Origin of the sequence: Micromonospora sp. NPDC005220 (assembly GCF_040607895.1) — a bacterium.
Classification (GTDB): Bacteria; Actinomycetota; Actinomycetes; order Mycobacteriales; family Micromonosporaceae; genus Micromonospora.
The window spans coordinates 23,051-41,261 of record NZ_JBEXHP010000022.1 but is presented as its reverse complement, the minus strand read 5'-3'; the positions used below and the strand labels follow the sequence as shown (position 1 = coordinate 41,261).

Below are 18,211 nucleotides of genomic sequence, written 5' to 3'. Positions count from 1 at the left end.
ATTTCGGCGCTGCGGGAACCGCCGTTTCCCAGGGGGCGCCATGGCGCCACGCACCAGGTGGCGATGGAGAGCGTCGAGTGGGCGCGTGCGTTCGGGCTGGTCGATTCCAGCCAACGGGTGCAGCGCTTGGAACGGGCCGACGCCGCCGGACTGGCCGGACGCGCCTGCCCGGACGGCTCGGTCAAGGGGCTGCGGCTGCTCACCGACCTGATCAGCTGGCTCTTCGTGATGGACGACGCCTGCGACGAGGACGGCCTCGGCGCCGACCCGGTCCGACTGGGCCCGGCGATCAGCACCCTGCTCGACGTGCTGGATCGCTGCGGCGACCCGGACCTCGCACCGCCCGCCGTCGGGCCACTGGGTGACGCGCTGCACGATCTCTGCCGCCGGACCCGGCTGCGCGGCCACGCGGCACTGCTGCTGCGGTTCGTCAGCCAGATGCGGGAGTACCTGTTGGCCCTGCTCTGGGAGGCGGGCAACCGGGAACGCCGGCGCGTACCCGAGGTGGCGGAGTACGTCCAGCTGCGCCGACACATCGGCGGCGTGCACCCCTGTCTCACCCTCACCGACCTGGCGTCGACGCGGACCACCGGGCCGGCCCAGCGCGCCGATCCGAGGCTGGTGGCCCTGGATCTGCTGGCGGTGGACCTGATCTGCTGGTGCAACGACCTCTTCTCCTACGGCAAGGAGAGCCAGTCCGACCCGGACGCGCACAACCTGGTCACGGTGATCGCCCAGGACAACGACGCGGACGAGGTGACCGCCCTGCGCAGTGCGGCGCACCGGTTCAACCAGGGGCTGGCGACGTACCTGGACGCGGAGGAGGCGCTGCTGGCCGCCGGCGACGACGGGATCCGCGACGCGTTGGCCGCTCGACGCAACTGGGTGCGGGCCACCTACGACTGGTCAGTGGTGGCTGCCCGGTACGCCTGATCGACCGTACCGGTCGGTGGGATGGCACGGCCGGACGATCACCAGGGCTAGCCGATGCACGGTGACAGGCAATACTCTTCGGTAACCATCATGACGTGACGACCGTCACGCCACCACCCCGAAGGCGGCTACAGCGATGGCTCTCGATGTACCGTACCGCTCCATCCCGGACATGTTCCTCAAGCGCGTGGCGGCCACCCCCGATCGGAACGCGTTCGCGTCCCCGAACTCCGACAACTCGGGGCCCGTCTGGCTGACCTGGGCGCAGGTCGGCCAGCGCGCCAAGGCGGTCGCCGCCGGCCTGCACGGTCTCGGTGTCGGCCAGGAGGATCCGGTCGCGATCCTCGCCAACACCCGGCTGGAGTGGGTGATCGCCGACCTCGGCATCATGTGCGCCGGCGGCGCGACCACCACCGTCTACCCGACCACCGAGCCGGCGGACGCGACGTACATCATCGCCGACTCCGGGTCGAAGGTGCTGTTCGCGGAGAACCCGGCCCAGGCGGCGAAGATCGCCGGGGCGACAGTGCCCGCGCTCACCCACGTGGTGCTCCTCGACGGCGCTGTCGACCCGAACGCCGCGGTCGCGCAGTTGACGCTCGCCGAGCTGGAGGAGCGCGGCACCCAGGCGCTGGCCGCCGAGCCGGAGCTGATCGACATGCTGGTGGCCGGCATCGGCCCGGACCACCTGGCCACTCTGATCTACACCTCCGGCACCACCGGCCAACCCAAGGGCGTCGAGCTGCTGCACGGCGGCTGGTGCTGGGAGGCCGTGGCGCAGGCGGACGTCGGGCTGCTGCGCGACGACGACCTGCAGTACCTGTGGCTGCCGCTGGCCCACTCGTTCGGCAAGACCCTGCTCTGCGGTGCCATCCACGTCGGCCTGCCCACCTACGTCGACGGGCGGGTGGACAAGCTGGTCGACCTGCTCTCCGTCATCCGGCCGACGCTGATGTGCGGCGCTCCCCGGGTGTTCGAGAAGGTCTACAACAAGGCCGTGACCACCGCGCAGGGCGCCGGCGGCGCAAAGGCGAAGATCTTCGGCTGGGCGGTCGGCGTCGGCAAGGAGAAGGTCACCCTGGAGCAGGTCGGCAAGCCGGTGCCGGCCGGGCTGAAGCTGCGCTACGGGCTGGCCGAGAAGCTGGTGTTCAGCAAGCTCCAGGCCCGCCTGGGCGGCCGGATGCGGGTGCTGGTGTCCGGCGCCGCGCCGCTCAGCCCGGAGATCGCCACCTTCTTCGCCGCGGCGAACCTGCCGATCTCCGAGGGCTACGGCCTGACCGAGACCAGCGCCGGCAACTTCGTCAACCCGCCGGCGGGGCTACGGATCGGCACCGTTGGCCGGGCGATGGGCGATCTGGAGTGCAAGATCGACACCGACGGGGAGATCCTGGTACGGGGTCGGCCGGTGATGCGCGGCTACCACAACCTGCCGGAGGAGACCGCCGCCGCGTTCACCGAGGACGGCTTCTTCCGCACCGGCGACATCGGCACCCTCGACGAGCAGGGCTACCTGCGTATCACCGACCGCAAGAAGGACCTGGTCAAGACCTCGGGCGGCAAGTACATCGCGCCGTCGCACATCGAGGGGATGTTCAAGGCCATCTGCCCGTACACCTCACAGGCGGTCGTCGTCGGTCAGGCCCGCAACTTCTGCACGATGCTGGTCACTCTCGACCCGGACGCGATCCGGGGCTGGGTCGCCGGCGGCCCCCTCGAAGGTCGCAGCTACACCGAGATCGTCGCCTCGGCTGAGGCCCAGACGATGGTCGAGGAGTACGTCGCCCAGCTCAACGCCAAGCTCAACCGCTGGGAGACGATCAAGAAGGTGGCCATCCTGCCGCGCGACCTGACGATCGAGGACGGCGAGATCACTCCGTCGTTGAAGATCAAGCGGCGCGGTGTGGAGAGCAACTTCGCCGCCGAGATCGACAAGATGTACGCCGGCACCCTGGCCGAGCTCTGACGCAACGCCGGTGGCCCCGCTCGGGTGCGGGGCCACCGGCGTTGCGTGGCCGAGAGGCGCTCAGGCGATGACGGCGGGCTCGCGCCACCGCTGCCGGCCGGCCCGGTCCAGGTCGTAACGGATCGCCGCGATCCGCCCGACCGCCTCCACGAGGTCCGCCGCCGGCAGGGTGAACGGCAGCCGCAGGAAGCGCTCCAGGGTGCCGTCCAGGCCGAACCGGGGACCGGGTGCCAGCCGTACGCCGACCTCCTCCGCGGCCCGGGCCAGCGCGCTCGACACCGGGCCGTCCAACTCGGCCCAGAGCGTCACGCCACCGCGTGGCACGGTGACCCGCCACTCCGGCAGTCGGTGCGCCAGCGCGCCGAGCAGGGCGTCACGTTGCACGGCCAGCTGGACGCGACGGTCGGCGACGATGGCCTCGGCGTCAGCGAGCAGGTGTACCGCGACCAGTTGGTCCAGCACCGGGCTGGCCATGTCGACCCCGACCCGCACGGCGGCCAGCCGCTGCACCTGCGGCGCGGACGCGCGCACCCAGCCGATCCGCAGACCACCCCAGTAGGGTTTGCTCATCCCCCCGATGCTGACCACCCGACTGTGCCGGTCGTAGGTGGCGACCGGAGGCGGCACCTCGGTGCCATCCATCGACAGGTCCACGAAGGACTCGTCGATGATCAGATCGGTGCCGACCGCGTGCGCGGCGGCCACCACGTGCTCGCGCAACGGGGCGGGCATCAGGTGCCCGGTCGGGTTCTGGAACTCCGGAATCAGGTAGGCCAGCTTGGGCCGGGTCTGCCGGAGACTGCCCAACAGCAGGTCGGGCTCCCAGCCGGCGTCGGCGGCCAGACCGTGGGTGGTGATCCGGGCCCGCCGGCCGGCCAGCGCGGCGAGGGCGTTGGGGTAGGTCGGGGACTCGACCAGCACGGTGCCGCCCGGGGCCAGGGCGAGCCGCAGCACCAGATCCAGGGCGTGCTGGGTGCCGCTGGTGACCATGATCTGGTCGGCCGAGGTGGGCAGACCCCGGGCGGTGTACGCGTCGGCCACCGCCTCGCGCAGCTCGATGATGCCGGTCGGGTGGTAGCCGGCCCCGCTCAAGTAGCGGGGCAGGTCCTCGGCGGCGGCTCGGGCGGCCGACAGCAGTTGGGGCGGGGCCGCCAGCGCGGCGACGCCGAGGTCGAGCATCTCCCGGTCGTCCAGCGGCGTCCACAGGCCGGTGCTGGCCACCCGGTGGTTGCCGGGCAGCATCGTCCAGCTGCCGGCGCCCCGGCGACTGGCCAGGTGCCCGGTCTCGCGGAGCTGCCGGTAGGCGGCGGTGACAGTGGTCCGGCTGATCCGGAGCGCCTCGGCCAGCTCCCGTTCGGCCGGCAGGCGGACGCCCAGCGGCAGCCGACCGTCGGCCAGCAGCCCGCGCACCGAGCCGGCCAGCGCGGCGTAGTCAGGGCTGCGCCTGCGGCCCGGCAAGGCATGCCACTGCCCGAGCAGACGGGCCAATTGGACGCCGCGCACCTGCCCAGTCATAGCCACTCCTCGGATATTGGCTTCTTCCTCGGCGAGGATTGGCCCCTAGGGTGGCATGCATGGCACTGCTTGGCAATCTGCGGCACCGACCGGTTCGACGGCTGGTCCAGCTCTACCTCGGGCTTGCGCTCTACGGCGTCAGCATGGCCCTGATGATCCGCTCCCACCTGGGCCTCGACCCGTGGGACGTGTTCCACCAGGGGCTTTCCGACCTGACCGGGCTCTCCTTCGGCACGGTCACCATCGGCGTCGGCGCGCTGGTCCTGCTGCTCTGGATCCCGCTGCGACAGCGACCCGGCCTCGGCACGGTCAGCAACGTCGTGGTGATCGGCCTGGTCGTGGACGCCACACTGGCCCTGCTGCCCGCGGGTGGCCCGCTCAGCGTACGGATCGCGCTGCTGATCATCGGGATCGTCGCCAACGGCGCCGCCACCGCTCTCTACCTCGGCGCCCGGTTGGGGCCCGGCCCCCGCGACGGCCTGATGACCGGGTACGTGGCCCGCCGACCCGGCCGGTCGGTGCGGCTGGTGCGCACCGTCATCGAGGTCACCGTGCTGGCGCTGGGATGGCTGCTCGGCGGCACCGTCGGCGTGGGCACCGTCGCGTACGCGTTGGCCATCGGTCCGTTGGCCCAGTTCTTCATCCCGCTGTTCGCCGTGCCGGAGGGCGCCATGCCGGAGGGCGCCGGGCCGGAGGGCGCCGGGCCGGAGGGCGTCGTGCCGCCGGCGGGTAACGCCGCGCCGGCCACCCCCGCCGGCTGAACCCCTCACCGACCGTCCGCGAACCGGTACGTGGTGGTGGCGTTGCGCACCGGTTGGAGAGTGGGTGTTCCCTTCCGCGACGCGCGCCGTCATCATCTCTGCATGGGGGAGAACGGTTGGCGCTGGACGGACGCCTGGATCTTCGTGTCGCTCGTCATCGCGAGCGGCGCCGGACGACACCGTCGGTCGGCGACAAGCCGGCGGCCGGAGGGCGTTCGCCTGACCGACGTGCTCTCCACCGCCGACCACCTCAACCACGCGATCCCGCAGCGGCACGAGGTGGAGGCCGCGGTCCAGCGGCTGGTCGGCGCCGGGCTGGTCAGCGTCGCCGACGGTTGGTTCCGGATCACCGCCGAGGGTGAGCAGCTCTGGCGTACCCGGCCGCGCGCGGGTGTGGCGACCATGGTGGACACCGTGCAGGGTGTGTTGACCCGCCGGCACGCGCCGGGCAGCGCAGACTGGGTTCTGGACGAGGCCGACCACGCGGCTGCCGTGCAGGAGTACGCCGTCCGGTCGATCCCCACCCCGCGTCGGTCACCGGAGGGGCACTCCGGCGGACACTGACCTCTGTCGTCGCGATGCTCGGCGCGGCGGATGCGGCCGGGGATCAGCGACGCCGGACCGGCGCAACGGGCAGCGGCAGGACCAGCAGGTGCATGGGTGTGCCGTCGGGCATCGCTGACCCGCCGACCTGCTGCCATCCCGCGCGCTGGTAGACGGCACGGGCCGGTGCTGCCGGGTTGGACGCGAGGGTTGCCCACCGCTCGGGCCGCCCGTCGAGGAGCCGACGGATGAGTTCCGCGCCGATGCCCGCACCGCGCCGGTCGGGATGCACAATCCACTCCATCACCGCGAACTTGTCGGCGGCCCGTAGATCAGTAGAAGGCTCGGAGTCGGCGCGCGTCCACCAACGGCCGGCTGGCAACCTCCACCCGTACGCCGCACCCACCAGCACGCCCCCGTCCTCGGCAACGACGAGAGTGAACCCGTCGCGTCGCGTCTCGTCGGGCAAACCAGCGGCGAAGCCGGCCACCTGCTCCGGTCCCTCGGCGTACGGTGGCTCGGCGTAGACGACCGCGTACAGACGCACCAGCGACGGAAACACCACCGTGGCCGATTCGGCGGTGTGCACGCTGTACGTCACCGGCATAGCGGATGAGCCTAGGCCCGAACCCGGTCGGCGAGATCCGCGAACGCCGGCCTTGACCGCTCGGTAGTGGGTACGGCAGCCGTGACCTGGGTGGCCACCGACCGCAGCAGGTGGTTGTGGAGGCGGACTGGCAGCGCGTCGAGGGTGTCGGCGGCATGCCGCAACCCGTCGGGAATGTGCCCGCCCCGAATCAGCCGGGCAGCCTGATGCAGTTGCACCTGCGCACGTAACCGCGCCTGCGACGCCGGGTACAGGTCCAGGGCCCGCTCCTGCGCGGCCTCCGCGTCGACCAGACGGCCGGCGTGCGTGTACACCCACGATTCGGTGTGGTGAAGCCGATGCTCCGGCCACCCCCACAACGACTCCACGTCGCCCGCGATCGCGGCTGGTAGCTGCTGGGCTAGGTCGGCGAGTTGCCGCACCGTCGCCACCGCCTCCGCATGCCGCCCGGCCAACGACAGGGCTTGGGACCGGCCGGCGAGCAACCCGCACGCCGCCGACGTGGCCTCTCGGCCCAGCAGAGGCAATGCCTTGTCCGACAGGGCGACGACCGCCGACGGTCCGCGTCCGTCGTAGCAGCCGTTCACCACATCCCACGCCCGCACCAACATTCGAGTGTCGGTGTCCCCGGATTCGTCGGCAACGCGATGGGCAGTCTGCCACCAGCGGCGACCCATCACGGTCTGCCCCGACGCGACAAGGCTCAACGCGACGATGACGGATAGGCGCGCGGCAGCCCGCAGGAGACCAGGTCGGCACCTACCAGTGTCGGCTACGACCTGGTGTTGCAGCACGGTCAGGTCGGCTCTCAGCTGGGCCATCAGCGCGGGACGGGCTTGCCGGTAGTAGCCGTGGCCGTACTCGGCCGCGATCTGCTCCCACTCGTCGTGGTCGGGCGTCACCGCGTCGCCGAGGCCGTGACGAAGGGCTTCGAACCCTGCCAGAGGTGCGACGGCGGGGGCGGCGGCCAAGGTGGTCATGGCACGCAGCATGGTGCGTCTGTGCATCTCGGTGGCACCGGCACGGTCGGCCCGGTACGCCTCGACGAGCGCGCCGTCAGCGTCCAAGGCCCGATCGCAGGCCGCGGCCAGCGCGTCGGTGGGACGGCGTCCACCACGCTCCACCTGAGCGATGTGGCTGTACTGGAAGTGGATGAGCGAACCGAGTTGCCGCAGGGACAGCCCGGCGCTCTCGCGATGCCGTCTGAGTAGCTGCCCGAAGGTGTCCATCTCCGACCCCCAGCGTGTGCAGGAGCGTGTGCACACCGCGCACGCCTGCCGTAGGCCCAGCTTATCGGCCACGCTCGACGTATCAGTCCATCTGGCGCAGCAGCTTCCGACGGGATCGACGGGAACTGTGTCTGCCTTTCCGGTGATGTCCACCCCTTGCCCTCGGAGCCGAACATGACCGACAGCCTTCAGGTTCCTGCGGGCACCCTGCTGCACCTGCTGGCGTGGGAGATCAGCCCGAATCCGACCAACCGCGACGAACTGGTGTGGGCGGTGGTGGTGGACCCGCAGCATGTCGGCGGCATGGTGCGGTTGCGGGGGCACACGTGCGCTGGCCCCGTACCGGATTGTGCCCGCGGGTGGTGCTTCGAGGCGCAGGTGCCGGTCGCTGCGATCCACGCGAACACGGATGGAACCCGGTGAGTGCGCCCAGCCCGGAGCAACTGGCCCGATGGTGGCGGGTTCTGGCCGAGCATGAGCAGCGACACGGGCGATGCCCCATCTGCGGCACCTGCGCCCGGTGCTGGGCATGGGCGGGAGCGTTCGCGAATCTGATCGCGCACGACGCGTACCACCTGGGCCCGGCGCGGGCGGAGGCCCCGCCTGGCTAGCGCACCGGGTGGCCGCTGCCGCGCAGCGCGTCCTTGACCTCGGCCACGGTCAGCTCGCCGAAGTGGAAGACGCTGGCGGCGAGCACCGCGTCCGCGCCGGCGCCGATCGCGGGCGGAAAGTGGGCCACCTCGCCGGCGCCGCCACTGGCCACCACCGGCACGTCCACGACCGCTCGTACCGCGGCGATCAGCTCCAGGTCGAAGCCCGCCTTGGTGCCGTCGGCGTCCATCGAGTTGAGCAGGATCTCCCCCGCGCCCAACTCGGCGCCCCGCCGCGCCCAGTCCACCGCGTCGATGCCGGTGCCGCGCCGACCGCCGTGCGTGGTGACCTCGAAACCGCTTCCGGTCGCGGCACGGCGCACGTCGAGGGAGAGTACAAGCACCTGCCGGCCGAACCGGTCGGCGATCTCGGCGATCAGCTCCGGACGGGCGATGGCGGCGGTGTTCACGCCCACCTTGTCCGCCCCGGCGCGCAGCAGCGTGTCCACGTCGGCGACCTGCCGGACCCCGCCGCCGACGGTGAGCGGGATGAACACCGACTCGGCGGTGCGGCGCACCACGTCGAGCATGGTGCCCCGGTCGCTGGAGGACGCGGTGACGTCGAGGAAGGTCAACTCGTCCGCGCCGGCCCGGTCGTACGCGGCGGCCAACTCCACCGGGTCGCCAGCGTCCCGCAGGTCGAGGAAGTTGACCCCCTTGACCACCCGCCCGGCGTCCACGTCCAGACAGGGGATCACCCGTACCGCCACCGTCATGCCGCGAGCCTATCCTCCGCACGAGCGGCGATGACCGACCTGTGAGGCCGGCCACCGCCGCGCGTCGGATCGAAATTCACACTCGGACGAGCATCTTGCCGAGGTTGTCGCCCCGCAGCAGACCGAGGAACGCGGCCGGGGCGTTCTCGATGCCGTCCACGATCGTCTCGTCGTAGGACAGCGAGCCGTCGCGCAGCCAGCCCGCGACGTCGCGGACGAAGTCGGCCCGCAGGTGGTTGTGGTCGTTGACCAGGAAGCCGCGCAGGGTGAGCCGCTTGCCGATGACCAGCGCCAGGTTGCGCGGCGCGGCCGGCGGCTCGGTGGCGTTGTACTGCCCGATCATGCCGCAGATGGCGACCCGACCGTGCAGGTTCATGGCCGAGATCGCCGCTTCCAGGTGGTCGCCGCCGACGTTGTCGAAGTAGACGTCGACGCCGTCCGGGGCGGCCGCCCGCAGCGACTCGCGGACCCCGTCGTGGTAGTCGAAGGCGGCGTCGAAGCCCAGCGCCCGCAGCCGCTCGACCTTGGCCGGCGAGCCGGCGCTGCCGATCACCCGGGCGGCGCCCTTGAGCTTGGCGATCTGACCGACCAGGCTGCCCACCGCGCCGGCCGCGGCGGAGACGAAGACCGTCTCGCCGGGCTTCATCGCGGCCACCTCCAGCAGCCCGGCGTACGCGGTCAGCCCGGTCATGCCGAGCACGCTCAGGTACGCGCTGACCGGAGCGATGCTCGGGTCGACGGGGCGGGCGGCGGCGGCGTCGAGCAGCGCGTACTCCCGCCAGCCCAGCCCGTGCAGCACGGTGTCGCCGACCGCGATGTCGGCCGACTCGCTGGCCACCACCTCGCCGATCGCGGCCCCGTCGAGCGGGGCGTCGAGGGCGAACGGCGGGACGTACGACTTGACGTCGTTCATCCGTCCGCGCATGTACGGGTCGACGGACATGAACTGGTTGCGGACCACGATTTGGCCCGGTCCGGGCGTCGGGACGTCGGTCTCGACGAGCCGGAAGGTGTCTTCGGTGGGCCAGCCCTCGGGGCGGCTGGCCAGGTGGATCTCACGGTTGCTGGTCATCGGGTGGTCGTCCTCTCGTCGGCGGGTGAGGTCCAGGTCCGCGGCGTCAGGCGGCCAGGGTCTCGCGGACGGTGAGCGTGACGTCGATGTTGCCGCGGGTCGCGTTGGAGTACGGGCAGACCTGGTGGGCCTGCTCGACGAGCTGCTCGGCGGCGTCGCGGGCGACGGCGGGCAGGTCGACGACGAGCTGCACGGTGAGCCCGAAGCCGCCGCTGCCGTTCGGGCCGATGCCCACCTCGGCGTCGACCACGGAACCGGTCACGTCGGCCTTGGCCCGTCGGGCCACCACCCGCAGCGCGCTGTGGAAGCAGGCCGCGTAGCCGGCGGCGAAGAGCTGCTCGGGGTTGGCCGCGCCACCGGCGCCGCCCATCTCCTTCGGCACGGCCAGGTCGAGCGCTACCGTGCCGTCGGAGGTCTCGACGTGGCCGTCCCGGCCGTCGCCGGTGGCGGTCGCGGACGCGGTGTAGAGAACCTGCATGATGGTCACTGCTCCTTCTGTCGGTGGATGGTGTCGGTGACCCGGGTGAGGGTGTCGCGCAGCGCGACCAGCTCGCCGAGGCCCAGCCCGGTGGCCTGCGCGATCCGCAACGGGACGTCGCAGAGCTGCTCGCGCAGTGCCCGGCCCTGCTCGGTGAGGCCCACCTCGACCCGGCGCTCGTCGCGGGCTGATCGCCGCCGCACCACCAGGCCGGCCCCCTCCAGCCGCTTGAGCAGCGGTGAGAGCGTGCCGGAGTCCAGCCGCAGCTCGGCGCCCAGCTCGGACACCGTGGGGGCGTCGTCGGGACGCTCCCAGAGCACCAGCAGCACCAGGTACTGCGGGTAGGTCAACCCGACCTCGTCGAGGATCGGCCGGTAGACGTCGGTCAGGGCGCGCGACGCGGCGTAGAGCGCGAAGCACACCTGCCGGCGCAGCACCAGGTCATCGGTCACCACCGAACCGTAGCCCACAATTAAGTTGTGCACAACTTATCTGTCCGTGGAGCGACCAGCAGGCCGCGCGGGCACGTACCTCAGCGATCGCCGAGGTACGCCTCCAACTCCACCTCGACCAGGTGCTCCGGATCCAGCAGACCGGCCACCACCACCAGGGTCGCCGCCGGGCGGACCGCGCCGAAGACCGCGTTGTGCGCCCGACCCACCTCGTCGGCGTGCAGCCGATCCGTCACGTACATCCTGGTCCGGACCACATCGCCCGGCTCGGCACCCACCTCGGCCAGTGCGGCCAACCCGATCCGCAGCGCCTGCGCGGTCTGCGCGGCGGCGTCACCGACGTGCACCACCCGGCCGTCCACCGTTGCCGTGCAACCGGCCGTCCAGGCCCGCTCACCGGCCCGGACCACCCGGGAGTAGCCGTAGCGCTGCTCCCACGGGCCACCCGACCCGAGCCGGGTGGCCGTCACGCCTCGGCCAGCGTCCGCAGCGCCTCGGCCACCGTGAAGGCACCCGCGTAGAGGGCCTTACCGGCGATCACGCCCTCCACCCCGGCCGACTCCAGCGTCGCCAACGCCCGCAGGTCGTCCAGGGTCGACACGCCGCCGGAGGCGATCACCGGCCGGTCGGTCCGGGCGCACACCTCGCGCAGCAGATCCAGGTTCGGCCCGCGCATGGTGCCGTCCTTGGTGATGTCGGTGACCACGTACCGGCTCGCGCCCGCCTTGTCCAACCGCTCCAGCACCTCGTACAGGTCACCGCCGTCCCGGGTCCACCCCCGCGCCGACAGGGTGTTACCCCGCACGTCCAGCCCGATGGCAACCCGGTCGCCGTACTCCGCGACCACCCGGTCACACCAGACCGGATCCTCCAGGGCGGCCGTCCCGATGTTCACCCGGGCCGCCCCGGTGCCCAGCGCCGCGCGCAACGACTCGTCATCCCGGATGCCCCCGGAGAGTTCCACCTTCACGTCCAACTGGCGCACCACCTCCGCGAGCAGGTGCGCGTTGGTGCCCCGACCGAACGCCGCGTCCAGATCGACCAGGTGGATCCACTCCGCGCCGTCCTGCTGCCAGGCCAGCGCCGCGTCCAACGGGTCGCCGTAGATGCTCTCGCTTCCGAGGGCGCCCTGAACGAGCCGGACGGCCCGCCCGTCAGCGACATCCACGGCGGGTAACAGGGTGAGGCTCAAGGTCTTCTCCTCGATCAGGTACGACGGTCCAGGGCGATCACCACGATCGCCGGCAGTACGAGCAGCAAGAGCACGATCAGCGCGATACGCAACGCCAGGTTGTCGACGAACGACCAGATCAGGATCAACGCCGCGCCGGTGAGCAGCACGATCGCCGCCCGCTCACCCCGAGTGTGCCGGGCCAGCCGCCCGGAGCGACCCCGCCGCAGCCGCGGCGTCAACCCGCGGACCACCGCACGACGGCGCTGCCGGCGAGCCACCTGGCGCTGCCGGATCGCCCGCTCCCGGGCCTGCTCGGCCTCCCGCTCCGCCCGCCGACGGGCACGCTCCCGGCTCACCGCGACGCCCACCGGTCGGGCGTCGCGCGACGGCGCTCAGCCACCGCTGGGCAACGTGGCGAGCCAGTTGCGCAGCAACGCGGCACCGGTGTCGGCGGACTTCTCCGGGTGGAACTGGGCCGCCGACAACGGGCCGCGCTCCACCGCCGCGACGAAATCCGTGTCGTGGTGGGCGGTGGTCACCGTGGCACCGGCAGCGGCCAGCGCCGCCGGGTCGCCCATCGCGTACGAGTGGACGAAGTAGAACCGGCTCTGCTCCGACAACCCGGCGAACAGCACCGACTCCCGGGGAGCCCGCACCGTGTTCCAGCCCATGTGCGGCAACCGGGTGGCGGCCAGCCGGGTCACCCCGCCGGGCAGCAGCCCCAGCCCCTTGGTCACCACGCCGTGCTCGTCACCGTGCTCGAAGAGCACCTGCATGCCCACGCAGATGCCGAGCACCGGCCGGCCAGCAGCCACCCGCTCGGCGATCACCGGGCCGGCGCCCAGCGCCTCGATCCCCGCCATGCACGCCGCGTACGCGCCCACACCCGGCACCACCAGACCATCAGCGGCAGCCGCGGCGGACAGGTCGTCGGTCACCCGGACATCCGCTCCGGCGGCGGCCAGCGCCCGCTCCGCCGAACGCAGGTTGCCCGAGCCGTAGTCGAGCACCACCACATCACTCATGCCGTCACCCCGATCACCCGTTCTCCGGCAGCAGCCGCAGCACCCCGGCGACCGTGGCGAGCACAGCGAGGGCCGCGGTCACCAGCACGGCGGCCTTCGGCGCGCCCTGCCGGTAGAGCGACCAGGTGCCACCCACCAGCACCCCGGCCAGGATCAGCAACAACGTCGGCAACGCGGCACCCATCAGAGCTGCCTTCCATTCGCGACTGCGGGGCTCCGCTGCGCTGCACTCCTCGCGCTCATCAGAGCTGCCTTCCATTCGCGACTGCGGGGCTCCGCTGCGCTGCACTCCTCGCGCTCATTAGAGAGCGCCCTTCGTGCTCGGGATCGCGCCAGCGGAACGCGGGTCGATCGAGGTGGCCTCGCGCAACGCGCGGGAGACCGCCTTGAACTGCGCCTCCACCACGTGGTGCGCGTCCGGGTGACCGCCCGGCCGGGCCGCCCGCAGCACGTCGACGTGCAGCGTGACCCGGGCCGCCTGGCCGAAGGACTCCCAGATGTGCCGGGTCATGCTTGTCGCGTAGACCGGACCGATGTACGGGGCGAGCACCGGCTCGTCGTGCACCACGTACGGCCGACCGGAGAGGTCCACCGCGGCCCGGACCAGCACCTCGTCCATCGGCACGGTCGCCGAGCCGTACCGTCGGATGCCCGCCTTGTCGCCCAGCGCCTGGTCGAACGCCGCGCCCAGCGCGAGCGCGGTGTCCTCGATCGTGTGGTGCGCGTCGATCTCCAGGTCACCCACGGTGCGCACGGTCAGGTCGAAACCGCCGTGCCGGGCGATCTGGTGCAGCATGTGGTCGTAGAAGCCGACGCCTGTGCTGATCTCGGCGGCGCCGGTGCCGTCGAGGTCGATCTCGACGAGGACCTTGGTCTCCTTGGTGATCCGCTCCACCCGGGCGGTCCGGCTCATGCTGTGCAACCTTTCGTTCACGACTGCGGGGCTCGCAACACCGGCTCACTCCTCGCGCTCACCGGACCTCTCGGTCGCGACTGCGGGGCTCGCGAGCTCACTCCTCGCGCTCCCGTCGCACAGTCTCCATTGCGGAAAGGAAGGCGTCGGTCTCGGCGGCGGTGCCGGCGGTCACCCGCAGCCAGCCGGGCAGGCCGACGTCACGGACCAGCACCCCCTGCGCCAGCAGGGCGTTCCAGACGATGGTCTGGTCGCCGCCCACCTCGAAGAGCACGAAGTTGGCGTCGCTGTCGGCGACCCGGAACCCCCGCTCGCGCAGCGTCGCTACGATCCGGTCCCGCTGCGCCATGATCGCGCTCACCGTACCGAGGAGGGCATCGCGGTGGGCCACCGCCGCGCGTGCGGCGGCCTGGGTGAGCGCGGAGAGGTGGTACGGCAGACGGACGAGCTGCACCGCCTGCACCACCGCCGGGTCGGCGGCCAGGTAACCCAGCCGGCCGCCGGCGAACCCGAACGCCTTGCTCATCGTCCGGGTGACCACCAGCCGCGGGTGGCCGGGCAGCACCGCGAGGGCGCTGACCGTCCCGGGCCGGGCGAACTCGGCGTACGCCTCGTCGACGACCACCATGCCGGGCGCGACGTCGAGCACCGCGGCGATCACCGCCGGGTCCAGTGCCGTGCCGGTGGGGTTGTTCGGCGAGCAGAGGAAGACCACGTCCGGCTGGTGCTCACGAACCTGGGCGACCGCCTCCTCGGCGGTCAACCCGAAGTCGACGCCGCGCTCGGCGGGCACCCACCGGGTGCTGGTGCCGAGGGCCAGCAGCGGATGCATCGAGTACGCCGGGACGAAGCCGAGCGCGGTGCGCCCCGGCCCGCCGAACGCCTGGAGCAGTTGCTGCTGGATCTCGTTGGAGCCGTTGGCCGCCCACACCTGCTCGACGGTGAGCCCGTGCCCGAGATAGTCGGCCAGGTCGGCGCGGAGCGCCACCGCGTCCCGGTCCGGGTAGCGGTTCAGCTCGCGCAGCTCGGCCGCGAGCGCCTTGCCGATCGCCTCGACCACCGGCTCCGGCACCGGGTGGGAATTCTCGTTGGTGTTGAGCCGCACCGGCACGTCCAGTTGCGGCGCCCCGTACGGCGACAGCCCCCGCAGGTCGGCCCGGAGCGGCAGATCATCGAGCGAGGTCATGCCGGCCCTCCCGGGAATCGGGCCTGGACCGCCTGGCCGTGCGCGGGCAGGTCCTCCACGTTGGCCAGGGTGACCACGTGCGGGGCCACGTCGCGCAGCGCCGCCTCGGTGTATTCGATCAGGTGCACGCCGCGCAGGAAGGACTGCACGGACAGGCCGGAGGAGTGCCGGGCGCAGCCGCCGGTGGGCAGCACGTGGTTGGAGCCGGCGCAGTAGTCGCCGAGCGACACCGGTGACCAGGCGCCCACGAAGATCGCCCCGGCGTTGCGGACCCGCAGCGCCCACTCCCGGGCGTCGACCGTCTGGATCTCCAGGTGCTCGGCCGCGTACGCGTCGACCACCCGCAGCCCCGCCTCCAGGTCGTCGACCAGGACCACGCCGCTCTGCTCACCGGTCAGCGCCGTACTGACCCGCTCGGAGTGCTTGGTCGCCGGCACCTGCCGGGCCAACTCCGCCTCGACCGCCTCGACCAGCGCCACCGACGGGGTGACCAGCACGCTCGCGGCGAGCGGGTCATGCTCGGCCTGACTGATCAGGTCGGCGGCCAGGTGCGCCGGGTCGGCCGTGTCGTCGGCCAGGATGGCGATCTCGGTCGGCCCGGCCTCGGCGTCGATGCCGACCACGCCGCGCAGCAGCCGCTTGGCGGCGGTCACCCAGATGTTGCCGGGACCGGTGATCAGGTCGACGGGATCGCACCGCAGCTCACCCGCTGGGTCCACCGCCGCGCCGTAGGCCAGCATCGCCACCGCCTGGGCCCCGCCCACGGCGTACACCTCGTCGACGCCGAGCAACGCGCACGCGGCGAGCACCCGGGCGTCGGGCAGGCCGCCGTTGTCCTTCTGCGGCGGGCTGACCACCACCAGCGAGCGCACCCCGGCCGCCTGGGCGGGCACCACGTTCATCACCACCGTCGACGGGTACATCGCCAGGCCGCCGGGCACGTAGAGGCCGACCCGGTCGACCGGCAGCCACCGCTCGGTGACCGTGCCGCCGGGAACCACCTGGGTGGTGTGGTCGGTGCGCCGCTGGTCGGCGTGCACCCGACGGGCCCGGGCGATGGACTCCAGCAGCGCGGCACGCACCGCCGGGTCGAGCACGCCCTCCGCCTCGGTGATCGCCTCGACCGGCACCCGCAGCACCTCCGGGGAGATGCCGTCGAACCGAACGCTCGCCTCCTGGATCGCCGGGTACCCATGCTCACGGACCGCCTCCACCAGGGGCCGGATGCGCTCGACGGCGACGGACACGTCGAGCTGGGCACGGGGCAGCAGGCGGCGCGGGTCGCCAAGACCGTCGCGCAGGTCGATCCGATTCAACACCCTTGCGAGTCTAGGCGGCCGGCCCGACGTCCACCCGAGCCGCCCGCCCGCCGGGACGGTGAGCCAGGCCACGCCCTCGGCGGCGAGATTGGTTAGGCTCGACCATGTGACCGCACGGCTGCCGGTGTTCCCGCTCGCAACGGTGCTCTTTCCCGGGTTGGTGCTGCCGCTGCACATCTTCGAGGAGCGCTACCGGGCGCTGGTCCGACACCTGGTCGGCCTGCCCGAGGGCGCCCCACGTGAATTCGGCGTGGTGGCCATCCAGGCCGGCTGGGAGGTCGCGCCCGCCGGTCCCGGCGCCCGACCGACGCCGAGTGTCGGCGAGGTCACCCTGCACGAGGTGGGCTGCACCGCCGAGCTGCGCCAGGTGACCGAGCTGGCCGACGGTGGTTTCGACATCGTCACGGTTGGCCGCCGACGGTTCCGGATCGCCGAGGTCGACGCCAGCGCCGAGCCCTACCTGACCGCCGACGTCGAGTGGCTGCCCGACCCGGGCGGCCCGGACGAGGTGGCCGACCTGCTGGCCGCCCGGGTGATCGCGGTGTTCCGGCAGTACCTCGGCCTGATCCGCGCCGACCCGGAGGAGATCTCCGAGCAGCTGCCGGAGGACCCGACGGTGCTCTCGCACCTGGTGGCGGCGACCGCGGCGCTCACCGTCGACGACCGGCAACGGCTGCTGGCGATCGACGACACCGCGTCCCGGCTCCGCGCCGAGCTGCGGCTGCTCAACCGCGAGGCGGCTCTGCTGCGTCAGGTGCGGGCGGTTCCGGTGCCGCTGGCGGAGCTGGCGACCCCGCCGACACCCAACTGAACTCCCCCGGCTCGGGCTCCGGGCGCAGCCCCGGCCACCGCGACCAGCCGGCCAGCAGGGTGTACATGACCGCGGCCCCGAACGCCGGCAGCAGCAGGTTGCCGTGCGGCACCGGCAGCACGCCGAGCAGCCAGTCCACCCCACCGGCCCGCAGGTCGGCGGGTTTGCTGAAGGCCTGCCCGGCCGGGGCGGTCGCCAGCAACCGGTCGAAGGTGGCCAGCCCGATCCGCCGTCCCACCTGCCAGGCCACCGGCGCGGCGGCGAGCGTGCCGAGCACCGCGGCGAGCAGCCCGACCGGGCCGCGCCGCCGACGGAGCACGAACCACAGGGCGAGCGCCACCAGCAGCCCGAACGCGAGCCCGAGCAGGCTGAACCAGCCGTCGGCGGCGATCGGCTGCTCCGGTTGCGGCTCGGCGTAGATCGCCCCCTCGGCGGTCTTGAGCACCGGGGTGTCCGGCGCGAGCGCGGCCCAGAGCAGCCCGAGCGGGACCCCCAGCGCGGCCAGCGCGAGCACGGCGCCCAGCACCGTCGCCAGGGCACGCAGCGGACGTCGCGGCTCGTCGAACCGAAGCTCCAGCGAGCTCTGGTACGCCGCCGAGGCGGGGACGTCGCCCGGGTCGAACCCGCCCGGTGGCGGCCCGGTCGGCCCGACGGAGTCCGGCGGTGCGCCGGCCGAAGGCTCGGCCGGCGACGGCCTCAGGTCGGCCGAAGGCTCGGCCGGCGACGGCGTCAGGTCGGCCGAAGGCTCGGCCGGCGACGGCGTCGGGTCGGACGTCCGGGGTGGCGCGGTGCGGTCGGGCTCGTCGGCGGGCCGCTCACTGTCGGGGTTGTCCGGGCTCACCCGATGATCCTCTCAGGCCCGGC

At 72.5% G+C, this 18,211-nt stretch carries 22 protein-coding genes; 6 read left to right on the top strand and 16 right to left on the bottom strand.

What is annotated here, in order from left to right; all coding sequences use genetic code 11:
- Window positions 1-63 precede the first annotated feature (63 nt).
- Window positions 64-933 carry a terpene synthase gene (locus ABZU52_RS12455; RefSeq protein WP_354971150.1) on the top strand — a complete coding sequence of 290 codons (870 nt, stop codon included), beginning with the start codon at window positions 64-66 and terminating at the stop codon, window positions 931-933.
- A 136-nt stretch (window positions 934-1,069) separates the two neighbouring features.
- Window positions 1,070-2,896 (top strand): long-chain fatty acid--CoA ligase, encoded by a 1,827-nt coding sequence (locus ABZU52_RS12450; RefSeq protein ID WP_354971149.1) that lies wholly within the window; start codon window positions 1,070-1,072, stop codon window positions 2,894-2,896.
- Window positions 2,897-2,956: 60 nt separating this feature from the next.
- On the opposite strand, the gene ABZU52_RS12445 is transcribed toward ABZU52_RS12450, so the two are convergent.
- Window positions 2,957-4,411 carry a PLP-dependent aminotransferase family protein gene (locus ABZU52_RS12445; RefSeq protein ID WP_354971148.1) on the bottom strand — a complete coding sequence of 485 codons (1,455 nt, stop codon included), beginning with the start codon at window positions 4,409-4,411 and terminating at the stop codon, window positions 2,957-2,959.
- A 59-nt stretch (window positions 4,412-4,470) separates the two neighbouring features.
- Between ABZU52_RS12445 and ABZU52_RS12440 the strand changes: the two genes are divergently transcribed.
- Together ABZU52_RS12440 and ABZU52_RS12435 are read left to right on the top strand one after the other, a co-directional pair.
- Window positions 4,471-5,172 carry a hypothetical protein gene (locus tag ABZU52_RS12440; RefSeq protein ID WP_354971147.1) on the top strand — a complete coding sequence of 234 codons (702 nt, stop codon included), beginning with the start codon at window positions 4,471-4,473 and terminating at the stop codon, window positions 5,170-5,172.
- 102 nt (window positions 5,173-5,274) lie between these two features.
- Window positions 5,275-5,736 carry a hypothetical protein gene (locus tag ABZU52_RS12435; protein WP_354971146.1) on the top strand — a complete coding sequence of 154 codons (462 nt, stop codon included), beginning with the start codon at window positions 5,275-5,277 and terminating at the stop codon, window positions 5,734-5,736.
- Window positions 5,737-5,779: 43 nt separating this feature from the next.
- On the opposite strand, the gene ABZU52_RS12430 is transcribed toward ABZU52_RS12435, so the two are convergent.
- Both ABZU52_RS12430 and ABZU52_RS12425 read right to left on the bottom strand, forming a co-directional pair.
- Window positions 5,780-6,322 (bottom strand): GNAT family N-acetyltransferase, encoded by a 543-nt coding sequence (locus ABZU52_RS12430; protein WP_354971145.1) that lies wholly within the window; start codon window positions 6,320-6,322, stop codon window positions 5,780-5,782.
- An 11-nt stretch (window positions 6,323-6,333) separates the two neighbouring features.
- Window positions 6,334-7,551 carry a helix-turn-helix transcriptional regulator gene (locus ABZU52_RS12425; RefSeq protein WP_354971144.1) on the bottom strand — a complete coding sequence of 406 codons (1,218 nt, stop codon included), beginning with the start codon at window positions 7,549-7,551 and terminating at the stop codon, window positions 6,334-6,336.
- A gap of 174 nt (window positions 7,552-7,725) precedes the next feature.
- Between ABZU52_RS12425 and ABZU52_RS12420 the strand changes: the two genes are divergently transcribed.
- Window positions 7,726-7,974, top strand: coding sequence for a hypothetical protein (locus ABZU52_RS12420; RefSeq protein ID WP_354971143.1), 249 nt, complete (start codon window positions 7,726-7,728; stop codon window positions 7,972-7,974).
- 184 nt (window positions 7,975-8,158) lie between these two features.
- Here the strand turns inward: ABZU52_RS12420 and hisF are convergent, their stop codons facing one another.
- The 12 genes from hisF to hisD all read right to left on the bottom strand — a co-directional run bounded on the left by hisF (window position 8,159) and on the right by hisD (window position 16,536).
- Window positions 8,159-8,917, bottom strand: a complete 759-nt coding sequence (gene hisF / locus ABZU52_RS12415; protein WP_354971142.1) for an imidazole glycerol phosphate synthase subunit HisF — start codon at window positions 8,915-8,917, stop codon at window positions 8,159-8,161.
- A gap of 76 nt (window positions 8,918-8,993) precedes the next feature.
- Window positions 8,994-9,989 (bottom strand): NADP-dependent oxidoreductase, encoded by a 996-nt coding sequence (locus ABZU52_RS12410; protein WP_354971141.1) that lies wholly within the window; start codon window positions 9,987-9,989, stop codon window positions 8,994-8,996.
- Window positions 9,990-10,035: 46 nt separating this feature from the next.
- Complete coding sequence (locus tag ABZU52_RS12405; protein ID WP_354971140.1) at window positions 10,036-10,467, bottom strand: organic hydroperoxide resistance protein; 432 nt, start codon at window positions 10,465-10,467, stop codon at window positions 10,036-10,038.
- Between the two features lie 5 nt (window positions 10,468-10,472).
- A complete protein-coding gene (locus ABZU52_RS12400) occupies window positions 10,473-10,919 on the bottom strand; it encodes a MarR family transcriptional regulator (RefSeq protein ID WP_030334465.1) in 447 nt (148 codons plus the stop codon).
- Window positions 10,920-10,999: 80 nt separating this feature from the next.
- Window positions 11,000-11,389, bottom strand: coding sequence for a RidA family protein (locus tag ABZU52_RS12395; RefSeq protein WP_350861187.1), 390 nt, complete (start codon window positions 11,387-11,389; stop codon window positions 11,000-11,002).
- Window positions 11,386-12,111 carry a bifunctional 1-(5-phosphoribosyl)-5-((5-phosphoribosylamino)methylideneamino)imidazole-4-carboxamide isomerase/phosphoribosylanthranilate isomerase PriA gene (gene priA / locus ABZU52_RS12390; protein WP_354971139.1) on the bottom strand — a complete coding sequence of 242 codons (726 nt, stop codon included), beginning with the start codon at window positions 12,109-12,111 and terminating at the stop codon, window positions 11,386-11,388. Before priA ends, ABZU52_RS12395 begins: the two co-directional genes overlap by 4 nt.
- Before the next feature lie 14 nt (window positions 12,112-12,125).
- A complete protein-coding gene (locus ABZU52_RS12385) occupies window positions 12,126-12,449 on the bottom strand; it encodes a hypothetical protein (protein WP_354971138.1) in 324 nt (107 codons plus the stop codon).
- Between the two features lie 36 nt (window positions 12,450-12,485).
- Window positions 12,486-13,118: an imidazole glycerol phosphate synthase subunit HisH gene (gene hisH / locus ABZU52_RS12380; protein WP_354971137.1), complete on the bottom strand. Its 633-nt coding sequence runs from the start codon at window positions 13,116-13,118 to the stop codon at window positions 12,486-12,488.
- 13 nt (window positions 13,119-13,131) lie between these two features.
- Window positions 13,132-13,302, bottom strand: coding sequence for a hypothetical protein (locus tag ABZU52_RS12375; RefSeq protein WP_165435803.1), 171 nt, complete (start codon window positions 13,300-13,302; stop codon window positions 13,132-13,134).
- A 117-nt stretch (window positions 13,303-13,419) separates the two neighbouring features.
- Window positions 13,420-14,031, bottom strand: coding sequence for an imidazoleglycerol-phosphate dehydratase HisB (hisB, locus tag ABZU52_RS12370; protein WP_030334475.1), 612 nt, complete (start codon window positions 14,029-14,031; stop codon window positions 13,420-13,422).
- Window positions 14,032-14,128: 97 nt separating this feature from the next.
- Window positions 14,129-15,217 (bottom strand): histidinol-phosphate transaminase, encoded by a 1,089-nt coding sequence (locus tag ABZU52_RS12365; RefSeq protein ID WP_354971136.1) that lies wholly within the window; start codon window positions 15,215-15,217, stop codon window positions 14,129-14,131.
- Window positions 15,214-16,536 (bottom strand): histidinol dehydrogenase, encoded by a 1,323-nt coding sequence (hisD, locus tag ABZU52_RS12360; protein WP_354971135.1) that lies wholly within the window; start codon window positions 16,534-16,536, stop codon window positions 15,214-15,216. Before hisD ends, ABZU52_RS12365 begins: the two co-directional genes overlap by 4 nt.
- Before the next feature lie 106 nt (window positions 16,537-16,642).
- On the opposite strand from hisD, the gene ABZU52_RS12355 reads away from it, so the two are divergent.
- Window positions 16,643-17,347 carry an LON peptidase substrate-binding domain-containing protein gene (locus ABZU52_RS12355; protein WP_354971134.1) on the top strand — a complete coding sequence of 235 codons (705 nt, stop codon included), beginning with the start codon at window positions 16,643-16,645 and terminating at the stop codon, window positions 17,345-17,347.
- On the opposite strand, the gene ABZU52_RS12350 is transcribed toward ABZU52_RS12355, so the two are convergent.
- On the bottom strand, window positions 17,262-18,188 hold the full coding sequence (locus tag ABZU52_RS12350; protein ID WP_354971133.1) for a DUF2567 domain-containing protein: 927 nt from the start codon (window positions 18,186-18,188) through the stop codon (window positions 17,262-17,264). The two genes, ABZU52_RS12355 and ABZU52_RS12350, sit on opposite strands and share 86 nt — an antisense overlap.
- Between the last annotated feature and the right edge of the window lie 23 nt (window positions 18,189-18,211).

Excerpts from the sequence above, each read along its gene's own strand:
- ABZU52_RS12455 (WP_354971150.1), top strand. The coding sequence starts at position 64 with ATGGAGAGCGTCGAGTGGGCGCGTGCGTTCGGGCTGGTCGATTCCAGC.
- ABZU52_RS12450 (WP_354971149.1), top strand. The coding sequence starts at position 1,070 with ATGGCTCTCGATGTACCGTACCGCTCCATCCCGGACATGTTCCTCAAG.
- ABZU52_RS12445 (WP_354971148.1), bottom strand. The coding sequence starts at position 4,411 with ATGACTGGGCAGGTGCGCGGCGTCCAATTGGCCCGTCTGCTCGGGCAG.
- ABZU52_RS12440 (WP_354971147.1), top strand. The coding sequence starts at position 4,471 with ATGGCACTGCTTGGCAATCTGCGGCACCGACCGGTTCGACGGCTGGTC.
- ABZU52_RS12435 (WP_354971146.1), top strand. The coding sequence starts at position 5,275 with ATGGGGGAGAACGGTTGGCGCTGGACGGACGCCTGGATCTTCGTGTCG.
- ABZU52_RS12430 (WP_354971145.1), bottom strand. The coding sequence starts at position 6,322 with ATGCCGGTGACGTACAGCGTGCACACCGCCGAATCGGCCACGGTGGTG.
- ABZU52_RS12425 (WP_354971144.1), bottom strand. The coding sequence starts at position 7,551 with ATGGACACCTTCGGGCAGCTACTCAGACGGCATCGCGAGAGCGCCGGG.
- ABZU52_RS12420 (WP_354971143.1), top strand. The coding sequence starts at position 7,726 with ATGACCGACAGCCTTCAGGTTCCTGCGGGCACCCTGCTGCACCTGCTG.
- hisF (WP_354971142.1), bottom strand. The coding sequence starts at position 8,917 with ATGACGGTGGCGGTACGGGTGATCCCCTGTCTGGACGTGGACGCCGGG.
- ABZU52_RS12410 (WP_354971141.1), bottom strand. The coding sequence starts at position 9,989 with ATGACCAGCAACCGTGAGATCCACCTGGCCAGCCGCCCCGAGGGCTGG.
- ABZU52_RS12405 (WP_354971140.1), bottom strand. The coding sequence starts at position 10,467 with ATGCAGGTTCTCTACACCGCGTCCGCGACCGCCACCGGCGACGGCCGG.
- hisH (WP_354971137.1), bottom strand. The coding sequence starts at position 13,118 with ATGAGTGATGTGGTGGTGCTCGACTACGGCTCGGGCAACCTGCGTTCG.
- ABZU52_RS12375 (WP_165435803.1), bottom strand. The coding sequence starts at position 13,302 with ATGGGTGCCGCGTTGCCGACGTTGTTGCTGATCCTGGCCGGGGTGCTG.
- hisB (WP_030334475.1), bottom strand. The coding sequence starts at position 14,031 with ATGAGCCGGACCGCCCGGGTGGAGCGGATCACCAAGGAGACCAAGGTC.
- ABZU52_RS12365 (WP_354971136.1), bottom strand. The coding sequence starts at position 15,217 with ATGACCTCGCTCGATGATCTGCCGCTCCGGGCCGACCTGCGGGGGCTG.